The following is a 14,595-nucleotide window of genomic DNA, read 5'->3' on the forward strand; positions in this document are numbered from 1 at the left end:
GTAGGATGACGTGCGATCAGACCCGGCGTAGATCTGTGGCCGCTAGCGATTGAGGGATCACATGTCGTCCTACTTCACCGACCTGGCCCAGCAGTACATCGACGGCGAGTGGCGGCCGGGCACCGGCTCCTGGGACGTCATCGACTTCAACCCATACGACGACGAGAAGCTGGCCTCGATCACGGTGGCCACGGTCGACGAGGTGGACGAGGCCTACCAGGCCGCCGCCCGCGCCCAGAAGAAGTGGGCCGAGACCAACCCCTACACCCGGCGCGCGGTCTTCGAGCGGGCCCTCAGGCTGATAGAGGACCGCGAGCAGGAGATAGCCGACCTGATCATCGCGGAGCTGGGCGGCACGCGCGTCAAGGCGGGCTTCGAGCTGCACCTGGCCAAGGAGTTCCTGCGCGAGTCGGTCCACCTCGCACTGCGCCCCGAGGGCCGGATCCTGCCCTCCCCGGGCGAGGGCAAGGAGAACCGCGTCTACCGCGTGCCGGTCGGCGTCGTGGGCGTCATCAGCCCCTTCAACTTCCCGTTCCTGCTGTCGCTGAAGTCGGTCGCGCCGGCCCTCGCGCTGGGCAACGCCGTGGTGCTCAAGCCGCACCAGAACACCCCGATCGCCGGCGGCACCCTGCTCGCGAAGATCTTCGAGGACGCCGGGCTGCCCGGCGGCCTGCTCAACGTCGTGGTCACCGACATCGCCGAGATCGGTGACGCGTTCCTTGAGCACCCCGTCCCGAAGGTCATCTCCTTCACCGGTTCGGACAAGGTCGGCCGGCACGTCGCCACCGTCTGCGCCAGGCACTTCAAGCGCGCGGTCCTCGAACTGGGCGGCAACAGCGCGCTGGTCGTGCTGGACGACGCCGACCTCGACTACGCGGTGGACGCGGCGGTCTTCAGCCGGTTCGTGCACCAGGGCCAGGTCTGCATGGCCGCCAACCGGGTCCTCGTGGACGCGTCCGTGGCCGAGGAGTTCACCGAGAAGTTCGTCGCCAAGGTCCGCACCCTCAAGGTCGGCGACCCCCGCGACCCGGAGACCGTGATCGGCCCGGTGATCAACTCCGCGCAGGCGAACGCCGTCTCCGGCACCGTGGAGCAGGCGCTCGCCGAGGGCGCCACCGCCCTCGTACGCGGCAGCACGACCAACAACCTGGTCGAGCCGACCGTGCTGACCGGCGTCCCGGCCGGCTCTCCACTGCTCCGGCAGGAGGTCTTCGGCCCGGTCGTCTTCCTCCTCACGTTCGACGGCGAGGAGGAGGCGGTCCGGATCGTCAACGACACCCCGTACGGCCTCAGCGGCGCCGTCCACACGGCCGACATCGAGCGGGGCGTGGCCTTCGCCAAGCGGATCGACACCGGCATGTTCCACGTGAACGACGGCACGGTCCACGACGAGCCGATCGTGCCCTTCGGCGGCGAGAAGCACTCCGGCCTCGGCCGTCTCAACGGCGAGACCACGCTGGAGGCGTTCACCACCGTCAAGTGGATCTCGGTGCAGCACGGGCGCAGCGCGTTCCCGTTCTAGTCGCGCCCTCGTCGTCCCGGGCCCCTGCCGTCGTCCCGCAGCCGACTTCTCCGGAGTCCTTCCGGTGCGCGGGCCATTGCGGACAGCCCCTGACCGCAACGGCCCGTAGCGTCTTCGGTGTCGGGAGGGAACGGCCCCCGGCGAACCGGTCCGACGAAAGGCGGCACGCCATGGTCACGCACGTTGCGGCGGAGGCGAAGGGCGACGAGCGCGGGGCACTGCTCGCGTTCATCGAGGAACAGCGCGGAGGCATCCGCCGGGCACTGCTCGGGCTGACCGAGGAGCAGGCCCGCACCCGCCCCAGCGCCAGCGAGCTGTCCCTGGGCGGTCTGCTCAAGCACGTCGCCGAGACGGAGCAGAGCTGGATCGCCCGGGCGAAGCAGGAGCCGCCGGCGATCCGGCGCGACGAGTCGAACTGGCACGAGACCTTCCAGCTGGCCGTCCACGAGACGGTCGCCTCGCAGCTGGCGTACTGGGAGCAGGTGGCCGCCGAGACGGAGAAGTTCATCCGCTCCGCGCCCAGCCTGGACGACACCTTCCCGCTGCCGCCCGACCCCTGGTTCCCGCCGGAGGGCCGGGTGTCGCTGCGCTGGCTGTGTCTGCACCTGATCCGCGAGACGGCCCGGCACGCCGGCCACGCCGACATCATCCGTGAGTCCCTGGACGGGAAGACCGCGTTCGAGCTGGTGGCGCTGGAGCGGGGCGGGTCCTGGGGGTGATCGGGGGGTCCTAACCTGGACCCCATGTCAGCGATCCGTCTTCTCGTGCTGGGCGCGGTCCGCCAGCACGGGCGGGCCCATGGCTACCAGGTCCGCAACGACCTGGAGTACTGGGGCGCGCACGAGTGGTCCCACGCCAAGCCGGGGTCGATCTACCACGCCCTGAAGCAGATGGCCAAGCAAGGACTGCTGCACGCGCACGAGATCGCGCCGTCCACGGCCGGCGGGCCGCCGCGGGTGGAGTACGAGATCACGGAGCGGGGCGAGGACGAGTTCTTCCGGCTGCTGCGCGAGTCCCTGGTCGCCTACGACCAGAAGATGGACGTCCAGTCCGCGGCGATCGGCTTCCTGGTCGAACTGCCCCGTGCCGAGGCCCTGGAGTTGCTGCGGGAGCGGATCCGCCGGATCGTCCGGTGGCGGACCGCCGTCACCGAGCACTACGTCCCCGAGGACGGCCCGGAGCAGCTCGGCCACATCGGGGAGATCATGAACCTCTGGGTCCACACGGCCGACTCCGACGCGGCCTGGACCCAGGGGCTCATCGACCGCCTGGAGGCGGGCGCGTACACCTTCGCGGGGGAGGGCGAGCCGTTCGTGGGCGTGCTGACCGAGGGGCAGGAGAACCCGTACGCGACGGGGGAGCGGCATCCGGAGGACGACCGCTGAGGCCCCCGCGGCCGGTGCGGCTCTGGCCGGCCGTCCTGCGGCCGCTCGCCCTGCCGGCGGTGTTCTTCCCGCCGGCTGGGCGGACGCTCCCGCGCCTGGGCCGCCGGACCCTGTCGTCTGATCGTCCCGCCGCCGCGGGCCCCAGCGCGGCCGTCTGCCGCGTCGTCGGTTGCCGGCCCCCGCGCTCGGCTGATGTGCGCGGGGGCCCATCGCGTCGACTCCGCCTCCGCCTCGCGGCCGCACGCACCGGACCCCGCTCGGACCGGCCCGACGGCACCGCCCCTCACGGCCGGTCCGGCCCGGACGGCAGGGCCTGTTCCCGCCGCTCGACAGTCCCTAGTGGTGGAAGCCCGTGGCCGCCTCCTTGTCGCGGGTCAGGGGGTGCGGCTGCCGGCGCAGCTCCGGCAGCAGGCGGGCCAGGTCGTCCAGGAACAGGTCGGCCAGGTCGTGCGAGAAGCCGTTGCGGCACACGATCCGCAGCACGGACAGGTCCTCACGGTTCGCCGGGAAGGTGTAGGCGGGCACCAGCCAGCCGCCCTCGCGCAGCCGCCGGGAGACGTCGAAGACGTCGTACGAGGTGACGTGGTCGGCGGTGGTCAGCGCGAACACGGGGAGCTGGTCCCCGCGCGTGAGCAGCCGGAAGTCGCCGAGCGCCTCGATCCGGGAGGCGAGCGAGGTCGCCACGTCCCGCGTCGACTGCTGCACCGCCCGGTAGCCCTCCCGGCCCAGCCGCAGGAACGTGTAGTACTGCGCCACCACCTGGGCGCCGGGCCGGGAGAAGTTCAGCGCGAAGGTCGGCATGTCCCCGCCCAGGTAGTTCACCCGGAAGACCAGCTCCTCGGGCAGCGCCTCCTTGTCCCGCCACAGTGCCCAGCCGACGCCGGGGTAGACCAGGCCGTACTTGTGGCCGGAGGTGTTGATCGACGCCACGCGCGGCAGGCGGAAGTCCCACACCAGGTCCTCGTCCAGGAAGGGTGCCACCATCCCGCCGGACGCGCCGTCCACGTGCACCGGGATGTCGAGTCCGGTGCGCTCCTGGAGGGCGTCGAGGGCCGCGCACAGGTCGGCGACCGGTTCGTAGGAGCCGTCGAAGGTCGAGCCGAGGATGCCGACGACCCCGATGGTGTTCTCGTCGCACAGCTCGACGGCGGCCTGCGGGTCCAGATGGAAGCGGTCGCCCTCCATCGGGACCAGCCGGGCCTCCACCTCCCAGAAGTTGCAGAACTTCTCCCAGCACACCTGGACGTTGACGCCCATGACCAGATTGGGCCGGGCGCCCGGATAGCGGTCGGCGTTCCGCTTCGTCCAGCGCCGCTTGAGCGCCATCCCGGCGAGCATGCACGCCTCGCTCGACCCGGTCGTCGAACAGCCGACGGCCGCCGACGGGTCCGGCGCGTTCCACAGGTCCGCGAGCATCGCCACGCAGCGCCGCTCCAGTTCGGCCGTGCGCGGGTACTCGTCCTTGTCGATCATGTTCTTGTCCCGGCACTCGCCCATCAGCACCCCGGCCTGCGGCTCCATCCAGGTGGTGACGAAGGTGGCCAGGTTCAGGCGGGAGTTGCCGTCGAGCATCAGCTCGTCATGCACCAGCTGGTACGCCGTGGACGGCGGCAGCGGGGTGTCCGGGAGCCGGTGCGTGGGCGGGGCCTCGGTCATACCGCCGACGGGGTTGGCCTCCCCGAAGAACGGGTTGACCGACATCGTCCGCTGCTCGTGCTTCTCGGGACCTCTGTGCAGGGCCATCGGGATGTGCCTCCAAGGAAACCGGTGTGAGGAGTGGGTGAGTGGGGGTCAGGTGAGGACGGTCATCGGACCGGGGTCCCGTTCTGGCGCAACTGCATCTGCGGCCGGCCCGTCACCAGGAGCCAGGCCGGCAGCGAGGCGGCGCACAGCAGCGCGAGGACGCTGGGCGAGGCGACCAGGACGGCGGCGGTGAACAGGCTCATCCAGCCCTGCCGGGTGATCGCCAGGAGCATGCCCAGGACGCCCGTGGCCACGCCCAGCGAGAGATGCACGGCCGGCACCAGCGCGTGGGCGCACAGGCCCAGGGCGGCACCGGCGAAGACGGCGGGGAAGATCCGGCCGCCCCGGAAGCCGCAGCTCGCCCCGACGAGCAGCGCGGCCAGCTTCACCACCGCCATCGTGGCGAACTGTCCCGCCGACCAGCCCTCCGGGTCGCGGGCCAGCCGCCCGATCTCCGACACGCCCTTGAACAGCGTCAGCTGGCCGCCCAGGGCCGCCAGCGCCCCCAGCACGACCCCACCGGCCGGAAGCATGAGCATCGGGTGCCGCAGCCGCCCGAAGGCCGCGTGGACGTACGGGAAGGCGCGGACGGCGCACATGCCGAGCAGCGCGGCGACCGAGGCGATCACCAGGGCCGCCAGCAGGTCCCTCGCGCGCGGGTGGCCCATGGGCGGCAGGCCCAGGTCGAAGGTCGGACGGGCCACCAGGGCCGTAGTGATCGCCCCGCACGTGCCCGCGGTCAGCGGCGCGAACACGTTGTCCCACAGCCGGCCCGGCATCGGCCGTCCCGCCAGCGCCTCGGAGATCACCAGCGCCGCCGCCACCGGTGTGCCGAACAGCGCGCCGATCGTCGCCGCCTCCGCCAGCACCGGCCACAGGGCGCCCGGTGTGCGGGGCAGGAAGCGCGCGCCGAGCCAGGCCGCGAGGCCCACGTTCACCGCGATGACCGGGTTCTCCGGGCCGAGGCTCGGACCGCCGGCCAGCATGAGCGTGGTGGCCAGCAGCAGGCCGGGCAGGACGGCCGGCGGCAGGACCGGCGCGTCCAGCCCGACGGTGGCCGGGTCGGGACCGGCGTGGCCGGGGACCTTCCAGACCACCAGCCCGACGGCGATCCCGGTCGCCACGAGCATGACGAACATCCACAGCACGCTGGAGCGGCCCACGCCGAGGGCGTCCGGCAGCGGCCCCCACAGCAGGCGCTGGAGCTGCTCCCCGGCCGTGCTCACCCCGACGAAGACGAGACTCGCGGCCACGCCCACGAGGACTGCGGGCAGGATGAACGGCAGCAGAGCCCGTGCCGGGGCGGTCGGGGCGCTCGGGGGCGCCTGCTGCGTCGTCTCCTGGGCCACGGGCTCACCATAAGCGGACGAAACGTGCGCAACATCCGGAACCGTAGCGTCCGTAACCACGGCGTCCGTGACCACGGCATCCGGAACGTGCCGTCGGCTTGCACCTCACGTGACGTGAGGCCGCAGCGTGGAGGCGTACCGACGACAAGGAGCGGAAAGTGAGCTACTCCGTGGGACAGGTCGCGGGGTTCGCCGGCGTGACGGTGCGCACCCTGCACCACTACGACGAGATCGGCCTGCTCGTGCCCAGCGAGCGGACGTACGCCGGCCACCGGCGCTACGGCGACGCCGACCTCGACCGGCTCCAGCAGATCCTGTTCTACCGGGAGCTCGGCTTCCCGCTCGACGAGGTCGCGGCCCTGCTCGACGACCCGGACGCGGACCCGCGCACGCACCTGCGCCGCCGGCACGACCTGCTGACCGCCCGGATCGAGAAGCTGCAGAAGATGGCCGCGGCCGTGGAGCACGCCTTGGAGGCACGCACGATGGGCATCGACCTGACGCCGGAGGAGCGGTTCGAGGTCTTCGGGGACAAGGACCCCGAGCAGTACGCCGAGGAGGCCGAGCAGCGCTGGGGCGGCACCGAGGCGTGGGCGGAGTCCCAGCGCCGCGCCGCCCGCTACACCAAGGAGGACTGGAAGCGGATCAAGGCCGAGGTCGACGACTGGGGCGAGCGGTACGCCGCCCTGGTCGCCGCCGGCGAGCGGCCGGCCGGCGAGGCGGCCATGGACCTGGCCGAGGAACACCGGCGGCACATCAACCGGTACTACTTCGAGGTCCCGTACGAGACGCACCGGTGCTTCGCGGAGATGTACGTCTCCGACGAGCGATTCAAGGCGTTCTACGACTCCATGCGCCCCGGCCTCGCCGAACACCTGCGCGAGGCGATCCTCGCCAACGCGGACCGGCACACCACCTCCTGACGCCCGGGCCCGGGGCCGGTCCCCGGGCCGGGCACCACCCGGTGACGCGGTGGAACCCGGGGCGGTCCCCTTACGTTGATAGTTTTGTACGGCGCCCCATCGACGTTTCGCCGCCGTAGCCGCCTTCACCCCCCAGGGAGCCCGGACCCGTGATGACACTCGCCCTCGGCCCGAGCTGGCTGGATCCCAACTATCTGCTCGACACGTACAGCATCTGGGGTCTGCTGCTCATCGTCTTCGCCGAGTCCGGCCTGCTCATCGGCTTCTTCCTGCCGGGTGACTCGTTGCTGTTCACCTGCGGCCTGCTGATCACGTCCGGGGACCTCGACTTCCCGCTGTGGGCCGCCATCGCGCTGATCTGCCTCGCCGCGATCCTCGGCGACCAGGCGGGCTACATGTTCGGCAAGAAGGTCGGCCCGTCCCTGTTCAACCGGCCGGACTCCCGCCTGTTCAAGCAGGAGAACGTCACCAAGGCGCACGAGTTCTTCGAGAAGTACGGCCCGAAGTCCCTGGTCCTGGCCCGCTTCGTGCCGATCGTGCGCACGTTCACGCCGATCATCGCGGGCGTCAGCGGCATGAAGTACCGCTCGTTCCTGACCTTCAACGTCATCGGCGGCGTCCTGTGGGGCGCGGGCGTCACCCTGCTCGGCTCCTGGCTCGGCAACATCGGCTTCGTCAAGAAGAACATCGAGGCGATCCTGATCCTGATCGTCCTCGTCTCGGTGATCCCGATCGCGATCGAGTTCCTGAGGGCGCGCGGCAAGGACAAGAAGGCCGGGCAGACCGCCCCGGAGCCCCCGCAGCAGCCCGCCCACCAGCAGCCGCAGTACCAGCACCCGCCGGTCATGGACGACGCCACGACCCGCCTGCGGCGCGTGGAGCCCGAGCAGCCGTACGCCCCGCAGTACGAGCAGCCGTACCAGCAGCCCCAGCAGCAGGACTGGAACCAGGGGCACGACAACCAGGGCTATGGCCGGCAGGGCTATGACCACCAGGGGTACGGCCGGCAGGGGTACGACAACCAGGGGTACGGCCGGCAGGGGTACGACCACCAGGGGTACGGCACCGGCCAGTCCTACGACCGGCAGCAGTACCCGCAGCAGCAGCCCCAGCCCCAGCCCCAGTACGACCCGAACCAGTACCCGTACGACAACCGCGGCCGCTGACCGGGGCGCGGGGGACGGGGAGACTCAGAACCCGCGCGTCCGCTTGGCGGCCCGGCGCTTCCCGGCGGAGCCGATCCGCAGGAACAGCCGGGAGATCTCCGACCCCAGGTTGACCCCGATGGCGATGGCCATCGCAAGCGACGCGGCCTTGGCCAGCGACACCAGCCCCTTGTCCACGTCGTTCTGCGCCATGGACAGCAGCCCGAAGTACGTCGCCGAACCGGGCAGCAGCGGCCCGATCGCCGCCGTCGTGTACGGCAGCGCAGAGGCGAACCGGTACCGGGACAGCAGCTGCCCGAACAGCCCCACGAGCCCCGCCGCCACGGCCGTGGACGCCACCGGCGAGATGTCGCCCGCGTAGCGCATCGCGCCGTACACCGACCAGGCCACCCCGCCGTTGAGGGTCACCCAGAGCACGGTGGACCGTTCCTGCTGGAGCAGCACCGCGAAGGTCAGCGACAGCAGCATCGAGGCCGCGATCTGGATCAGCGGCCGTTCGGAGATGCCCAACTGCGCGTCCGGATTGAGCTTGCCGCCGATCTTCACGCCGAAGTACAGGACGGTCAGCACCCCGGTGACGATGCCGACGAAGAAGTACATGACTTCCAGCAGCCGGGCCGAGGCGGTGATGTAGAAGCCCGTCAGCCCGTCCTGCACCCCCGCCACGAGCGCCCGCCCGGGCAGCAGCGCGAACAGCCCACCGGTGATCACCGCGGACGCCTTCACGTCCACGTGCGCCAGCGTCAGCGCCACCCCGATCGCCGCGGGCGGCATCGCGGCCACCGTGAACTGGTAGAACTCCGGCAGCCCGCGCCCCGCGCACAGCCACGCCAGCCGGTCGCCGAGCATCGCGCCGACGGCCGCCGCCAGGAACACGACCGGGTCACCACCGACCAGCACGGAGGCCGCACCGGCCAGCAGCCCGCTCGCCAGGGTCAGCGCCCAGCCGGGGTAGGGGTGCCGGTTGCGGCGGATCTCCGCCAGCCGCCGGTAGGCCTCCTCCAGGGAGACATGGGTCTCCGGGTCGGTCAGGTCGTCCACCAGCCGGAAGACGGCCGCCAGACGCGTGTAGTCGGTGCCCCGCCGCCGGACCGTCCGGGACGCCGTCACCGGGTCCTCCACCAGGGACGGCTGGTGCGAGATGGACAGCAGCGTGAAGGTGACGGTCGGTTCGCACCGGTCCAGGCCGTAGGACCGGCACACCGCGAACATCGCGGCCTCCACGTCCTCCGCGCCCTCACCGCCGGCCAGCAGCAGCTCCCCGATACGCAGGGTCAGGTCCAGCACGCGCGGGACGGCCGGGCCGCCCTCCTCCACGCGCTGCACCGGCTCCGGCGCCGGCCGCTCCGCCACCGGCATGCGCAGCATCGTGCGCATCCGGTCCTGCCAGGGCGCGTCCTTGACCAGGCTGACCAGCGGCACACCGGTGGCCGGGGTGAACGCGGCCGGCGCGGTCTGCGCGCTGTAGGTGCTCGGCGCGCCGAACGCCGAACCCTCCGGCTCGGCACTCGGCGGCTGCGGCGTCCGAAGCCCCTCCGGCACCGCGAACTCGGAGGTCGTCTCCGACTCGCCCCGGGGGACGTCGAGCCCCTCCGGAATGGCGAACTCGGACGTGATCTCCGGGTCGTACCGCGCCTCGTCCGACCGGGGCTTGCGCTCCTCCGCCTCCGTCACCTCGCACCGCTCCCTGAACCACACTTGCCGTAAGCATCAGTATGCGCACTCGTACCCGGACGGGCCGTATGTGTGCGGACATGCGAAACGGGCCGCACGCGTGCGCGTGCGGCCCGTTCGCGCGAGCGGGTGCTCAGTGGCCGCCCTGCTCCTTGAAGCGCTTGTACGACCGCTCGATCTCCGCCTCGGCGTCCGACCGGCCCACCCAGTTGGCGCCCTCGACCGACTTGCCGGGCTCCAGGTCCTTGTAGACCTCGAAGAAGTGCTGGATCTCCAGGCGGTCGAACTCGGACACGTGGTGGATGTCGCGCAGGTGCTCCACGCGCGGGTCGGTGGCCGGCACGCACAGCAGCTTGTCGTCGCCGCCCGCCTCGTCCGTCATGCGGAACATGCCGATCGCGCGGCAGCGGATGAGGCAGCCCGGGAAGGTCGGCTCGTCCAGGATGACCAGCGCGTCCAGCGGGTCGCCGTCCTCGCCGAGGGTGTTCTCGACGAAGCCGTAGTCGGTCGGGTAGGCGGTCGAGGTGAAGAGACGACGGTCCAGGCGGATCCGACCGGTCTCGTGGTCCACCTCGTACTTGTTCCGCGAACCCTTCGGGATCTCGATCGTGACGTCGAACTCCACCGGTGGCTCCTCCATGATCAGCACATAGTTCTGGTGGTTAAGTGTCCCTCACGCAGGTGTGTGATCGCGAAAGGGGCTGGTGGTCGTGCCAGAGCTGAGGCCTTGGCGAGCCGCGAGACCGCGCGTGGCGCGGATCGTGACCGCCGTACGACCGGGTCTGGCGCGCGCCGTGACCGCCGCCCGGCCGCGGATCGCGCGGCTGACGGAAGCCGTGCGCGTCAGGCCTGTGCACCTCCCCCGTCCGCGGACCGTCAGGACCTGGCAGTACACCGCGGGCGCCGCCACCGCCGGCCTGGCGCTGGCCGCCGGCGTGGTGACCGTGGCCGGTCCCTGGGACGCCAACGGTCAGCGTACGGCCGAGCGGCACCGCGCCGCCGCACTGGAGCGGTCAGGTGGCGCAGATCACGGCCGCTCCGGTACGGCCGCCAGGGCGCCCCGGCCCGCGCCGAGCGCCGCGCCCGTGCTGACGGGCCTGGGCGGCACCACGGGCGCCGTCGGCACCAAGGAGACCTCTCCGGACGCGCAGGCACTCTCGGACGTCCTGGGGCCCCTCCTGGAGGCGCCCGCGCTCGGCGGCACCCACGCGGCCGCCGTCGTCGACGTCACGACCGGCGAACGCCTCTACGGAGCCGACGCCGGCAAGGCCCTCACGCCCGCCTCCACCACCAAGATCGCCACCGCCGTCGCCGCGCTGTCCGCCCTCGGCCCCGACCACCGCCTCACCACCCGCACCGCCCTGGAACCCGACACCCGCGAACTCGTCCTCGTCGGCGGCGGTGACCCCACCCTCACCGCGCACGCCGAGGCCGGCGGCTGGGCCGGCCTGCGGGCCCTGGCGAAGGACACCGCGAAAGCACTGGACGAGCGCGGTATCCACAAGATCACCCTCTCGTACGACACCACCCTCTTCACCGGCCCCGCCCTGCACCCCATCGGCGTCAACGACAACCTCGCCCCGATCAGCGCCCTGACCGTCGACGAGGGCCGCACCGACGCCTCCACCAGCGGCCCGGCGCCCCGCGTGGGCGACCCCGCGGCGAACGCGGCCACCCGGTTCGCGGCCTTCCTGAAGGACGCCGGCATCACCACCACGGCCCCCGGCCCCTCCAAGGCCAGCACGCGCGCGGAGACCCTCGCCCGCGTCTCCTCGCCGCCGCTGTCGGAGCTGGTCGAGCGGATGCTGACCAACAGCGACAACGACATCGCGGAGGCACTGGCCCGGCACACCGCCCTGGCGAGCGGGCAGCCCGCCGGCTTCGACGGGGGCGCGAAGGCGATCGCCATCCAGCTGCGCAAGCTCGGCCTGCCGATGGCCGGCGCCGCCTTCCACGACGGCAGCGGCCTGAACCGCGACGACCGCCTCACGGCCGACCTCCTCACCGCCCTCCTGGTCAAGGCGGGCGACCCCGGCCGCCCCGGCCTGCGCCCGGTCCTCACCGGCCTCCCCGTGGCCGGCTTCACCGGCACCCTGAGCACGCGCTACACCGACGGCGCGGCCGGCCTCGTACGCGCCAAGACGGGCACCCTGACCGGCGTGAACACCCTCGCGGGCACGGTCGTCGACAAGACCGGCCACCTGTTGGCCTTCGCCTTCCTGGCCTCGGACACGACGAATCCACTGGAGGCCCAGTCGGCCCTGGACACAGCGGCGACAGCCCTGGCGGGCTGACCGCCGAGGCGTGGGCACGGCCCGGTGCGGGTGACCGGAAAGCACGGCCGGCCCCGTCGCCGCCCACACGGCCTGCCCGAAATGGGGCCGCTCACGTACGGTTGACAACATGACTGGCTTCGGTGGCACCGCATCTCCCGGGATGGTCGACTGGAACCTCGCGGTGGCGACCGCGACACGGCTCGTACGCCCCGGCCCCGACGTCAGCCGCGACGAGGCCAGGGCCGTCGTCGCGGAGCTGCGCCGGCACGCGAAGGCCTCGGAGGGACACGTCCGGGGCTTCACTCGTATGGGCACCGAGGAGACCCACGACACCCCGGTCCTCGTCGTCGACCGCCCCGGCTGGGTCCGCGCCAACGTCGCCGGTTTCCGCGAGATCCTCCGCCCGCTCCTGGAGAAGATGCAGGAACGGCGCGGCAACAACCCGGGCAGCGCGGTCCTGGGCGCCGTCGGCGGCAAGGTCACCGGCGTCGAACTCGGCATGCTCCTGTCGTTCCTGTCCTCCCGCGTCCTCGGCCAGTACGAGACCTTCGCCCCCGCCGGCCGCGACCTCCCGGCCGGCGAGAACGGCGGGGGCCGGCTGCTGCTCGTCGCGCCCAACATCGTCCACGTCGAGCGCGAACTCGACGTCGAGCCGCACGACTTCCGCCTGTGGGTGTGCCTGCACGAGGAGACCCACCGCACGCAGTTCACCGCCGTGCCCTGGCTGCGGGACCACCTGGAGGGAGAAATCCAGTCGTTCCTGGCGGAGACCGACGTCGACCCGATGACCTTCCTGGAGCGCATCCGGGACGCCGCTCAGTCCCTGGCCGGCGGCCGTCCCGAGGGCGAGGAGGAGGACGGCGGACGCTCCTTCGTGGAGCTGGTGCAGACCCCCGCCCAGCGGGAGATCCTCGGCCGGCTGACCGCCGTGATGTCCCTGCTGGAGGGGCACGCCGACTACGTCATGGACGGCGTGGGCCCGAGCGTCGTACCGACCGTCGCGGAGATCCGCGAGAAGTTCCAGCAGCGCCGCGCGAAGGGCGCCTCCCGGCTGGACACGGCCCTGCGCAAGCTGCTCGGTCTGGACGCCAAACTGAGGCAGTACAGGGACGGCGAACGGTTCGTGCGGGCCGTGGTCGAACAGGTCGGCGTCGACGGTTTCAACCGCGTGTGGACCTCGCCCAACACCCTTCCCACCAAGGCGGAGATCGCCAAACCGGCGGACTGGGTCGCGCGGGTGCACCGCAAGGCCGAGTCGTGAACGGCACGGGGACGTCGTGAAAGGAATCCGGCCGACGGCAGGCGAACGCCCCTCCAATCACCCGTCCGAGGGACCGTAAGCCATGCGTAGGCGTGCAATGCTCGGGGAACGGCCCGCTTCTGTCACCATCTACACACTCTGAGTGACCGTCCCGGGTTAACCCCCCGAAAACTTCATGAAGGGAACCGGACATGGGTCCCCATCCTGCGGTCGCGGCGATACGCCTGGCGGTTCGCCGCGTCCTCCACGACATCCTGAACGACCACCAGGCCTCTCCCGCGCACCCGGCCCCGCAGCCGGCCGCCGCGCGCCCGGACCGGACGGCCGAGCGGCCCCCCTCCCCGCTCGTGCTCGTCGCGTGCTCCGGCGGCGCCGACTCCATGGCCCTCGCCTCCGCCCTCGCCTTCGAGGCACCCAAGCTCGGCGTCCGGGCCGGCGGGGTCACCGTCGACCACGGCCTCCAGCCCGGCTCCGACCTCCGCGCCGACGAGGTCGTCCTGCGGCTGCGCGGACTCGGACTCGATCCGGTCGAGTCCGTCGCCGTGACCGTCGGCCGCGCGGGTGGCCCCGAAGCCGCCGCCCGCGACGCCCGCTACGCCGCCCTGGACGCCGCCGCCGAACGCCACGGCGCCGCCGCCGTCCTGCTCGGCCACACCCGGGACGACCAGGCCGAAACCGTCCTGCTGGGTCTCGCCCGCGGCTCCGGCATCCGCTCCCTGTCCGGCATGGCCGCGGTCTCGGGGGCCGGCGGCCGTTACCGGCGGCCCTTCCTGCAGCTCGACCGGCAGACCGCCCGCAAGGCCTGCATGGTCCAGTCGCTGCCCGTCTGGGACGACCCGCACAACACCGACCCCGCCTACACCCGCTCCCGGCTCCGGCACGAGGGCCTGCCCGCCCTGGAGAAGGCCCTCGGCAAGGGCGTCGTGGAGGCGCTCGCCCGCACCGCCCAGCTCTCCCGCGACGACGCCGACGCCCTGGACGCCTGGGCCCGCCAGGCCGAGGCCTCCGTACGGGACGCCGCCGGCCTGCTGGAGTGCGCCAAGCTGTACGCCCTCCCGCCCGCCGTGCGCCGCCGGATCCTGCGCCGCGCCGCCATCGAGGCCGGTGCCCCGGCCGGTGCGCTGTTCGCCCGCCACATCGAGGAAGTCGACCGCCTGATCACCGGCTGGCGCGGCCAGGGAGCCATCAATCTCCCGGGCAAAGTCGTCGCTCAGCGGCAGGGTGGCAGACTGGTGATTCGGCAAGGCTGAACGCCGACCCTCCCGGAGCGACCCTCCGGTGGGCCGGACAGCCGGA

At 72.2% G+C, this 14,595-nt stretch carries 12 protein-coding genes; 8 read left to right on the plus strand and 4 right to left on the minus strand.

The features are described from left to right. The first annotated feature begins 61 nt into the window (after window positions 1–61). The 3 genes from ACH4LD_RS30145 (at window position 62) to ACH4LD_RS30155 (ending at window position 2,907) form a co-directional block, all read left to right on the plus strand. Window positions 62–1,522 carry an aldehyde dehydrogenase family protein gene (locus ACH4LD_RS30145; protein WP_398054623.1) on the plus strand — a complete coding sequence of 487 codons (1,461 nt, stop codon included), beginning with the start codon at window positions 62–64 and terminating at the stop codon, window positions 1,520–1,522. A 170-nt stretch (window positions 1,523–1,692) separates the two neighbouring features. After that, complete coding sequence (locus ACH4LD_RS30150; RefSeq protein WP_398054622.1) at window positions 1,693–2,241, plus strand: DinB family protein; 549 nt, start codon at window positions 1,693–1,695, stop codon at window positions 2,239–2,241. Between the two features lie 24 nt (window positions 2,242–2,265). Continuing rightward, complete coding sequence (locus tag ACH4LD_RS30155; protein WP_398054621.1) at window positions 2,266–2,907, plus strand: PadR family transcriptional regulator; 642 nt, start codon at window positions 2,266–2,268, stop codon at window positions 2,905–2,907. 336 nt (window positions 2,908–3,243) lie between these two features. On the opposite strand, the gene ACH4LD_RS30160 is transcribed toward ACH4LD_RS30155, so the two are convergent. Both ACH4LD_RS30160 and ACH4LD_RS30165 read right to left on the minus strand, forming a co-directional pair. Further along, on the minus strand, window positions 3,244–4,650 hold the full coding sequence (locus ACH4LD_RS30160) for a glutamate decarboxylase (RefSeq protein ID WP_132789989.1): 1,407 nt from the start codon (window positions 4,648–4,650) through the stop codon (window positions 3,244–3,246). Between the two features lie 62 nt (window positions 4,651–4,712). Next, window positions 4,713–5,999: an ion channel protein gene (locus tag ACH4LD_RS30165; protein ID WP_398054620.1), complete on the minus strand. Its 1,287-nt coding sequence runs from the start codon at window positions 5,997–5,999 to the stop codon at window positions 4,713–4,715. A gap of 158 nt (window positions 6,000–6,157) precedes the next feature. Here ACH4LD_RS30165 and ACH4LD_RS30170 point away from each other — a divergent pair, with 158 nt between their 5' ends. Both ACH4LD_RS30170 and ACH4LD_RS30175 read left to right on the plus strand, forming a co-directional pair. Continuing rightward, complete coding sequence (locus ACH4LD_RS30170) at window positions 6,158–6,922, plus strand: MerR family transcriptional regulator (RefSeq protein WP_398054619.1); 765 nt, start codon at window positions 6,158–6,160, stop codon at window positions 6,920–6,922. Between the two features lie 149 nt (window positions 6,923–7,071). Further along, entirely contained in the window at window positions 7,072–8,088 is a 1,017-nt protein-coding gene (locus ACH4LD_RS30175; RefSeq protein WP_398054618.1) for a DedA family protein, read from the plus strand. Window positions 8,089–8,112: 24 nt separating this feature from the next. On the opposite strand, the gene ACH4LD_RS30180 is transcribed toward ACH4LD_RS30175, so the two are convergent. Continuing rightward, entirely contained in the window at window positions 8,113–9,762 is a 1,650-nt protein-coding gene (locus ACH4LD_RS30180) for a threonine/serine exporter ThrE family protein (RefSeq protein WP_398054617.1), read from the minus strand. A gap of 133 nt (window positions 9,763–9,895) precedes the next feature. After that, window positions 9,896–10,387 carry an inorganic diphosphatase gene (locus ACH4LD_RS30185; RefSeq protein WP_014674108.1) on the minus strand — a complete coding sequence of 164 codons (492 nt, stop codon included), beginning with the start codon at window positions 10,385–10,387 and terminating at the stop codon, window positions 9,896–9,898. Between the two features lie 124 nt (window positions 10,388–10,511). Here ACH4LD_RS30185 and dacB point away from each other — a divergent pair, with 124 nt between their 5' ends. From dacB to tilS, 3 genes are all read left to right on the plus strand, one after another. Then, on the plus strand, window positions 10,512–12,056 hold the full coding sequence (gene dacB / locus ACH4LD_RS30190; protein WP_398054616.1) for a D-alanyl-D-alanine carboxypeptidase/D-alanyl-D-alanine-endopeptidase: 1,545 nt from the start codon (window positions 10,512–10,514) through the stop codon (window positions 12,054–12,056). A 142-nt stretch (window positions 12,057–12,198) separates the two neighbouring features. Next, window positions 12,199–13,299 (plus strand): zinc-dependent metalloprotease, encoded by a 1,101-nt coding sequence (locus tag ACH4LD_RS30195; RefSeq protein WP_398054974.1) that lies wholly within the window; start codon window positions 12,199–12,201, stop codon window positions 13,297–13,299. Between the two features lie 191 nt (window positions 13,300–13,490). Continuing rightward, window positions 13,491–14,549: a tRNA lysidine(34) synthetase TilS gene (gene tilS, locus ACH4LD_RS30200; protein ID WP_132789978.1), complete on the plus strand. Its 1,059-nt coding sequence runs from the start codon at window positions 13,491–13,493 to the stop codon at window positions 14,547–14,549. Window positions 14,550–14,595 lie beyond the last annotated feature (46 nt).

It is taken from the genome of Streptomyces sp. NPDC017676, assembly GCF_044329325.1.
Lineage (GTDB): Bacteria > Actinomycetota > Actinomycetes > Streptomycetales > Streptomycetaceae > Streptomyces.

Bases quoted from the DNA above. Each gene is read 5' to 3' on its own strand.
- ACH4LD_RS30195 (WP_398054974.1), top strand. From the start codon at position 12,199: ATGGTCGACTGGAACCTCGCGGTGGCGACCGCGACACGGCTCGTACGC.
- ACH4LD_RS30150 (WP_398054622.1), top strand. From the start codon at position 1,693: ATGGTCACGCACGTTGCGGCGGAGGCGAAGGGCGACGAGCGCGGGGCA.
- ACH4LD_RS30145 (WP_398054623.1), top strand. From the start codon at position 62: ATGTCGTCCTACTTCACCGACCTGGCCCAGCAGTACATCGACGGCGAG.
- tilS (WP_132789978.1), top strand. From the start codon at position 13,491: ATGGGTCCCCATCCTGCGGTCGCGGCGATACGCCTGGCGGTTCGCCGC.
- ACH4LD_RS30155 (WP_398054621.1), top strand. From the start codon at position 2,266: ATGTCAGCGATCCGTCTTCTCGTGCTGGGCGCGGTCCGCCAGCACGGG.
- ACH4LD_RS30160 (WP_132789989.1), bottom strand. From the start codon at position 4,650: ATGGCCCTGCACAGAGGTCCCGAGAAGCACGAGCAGCGGACGATGTCG.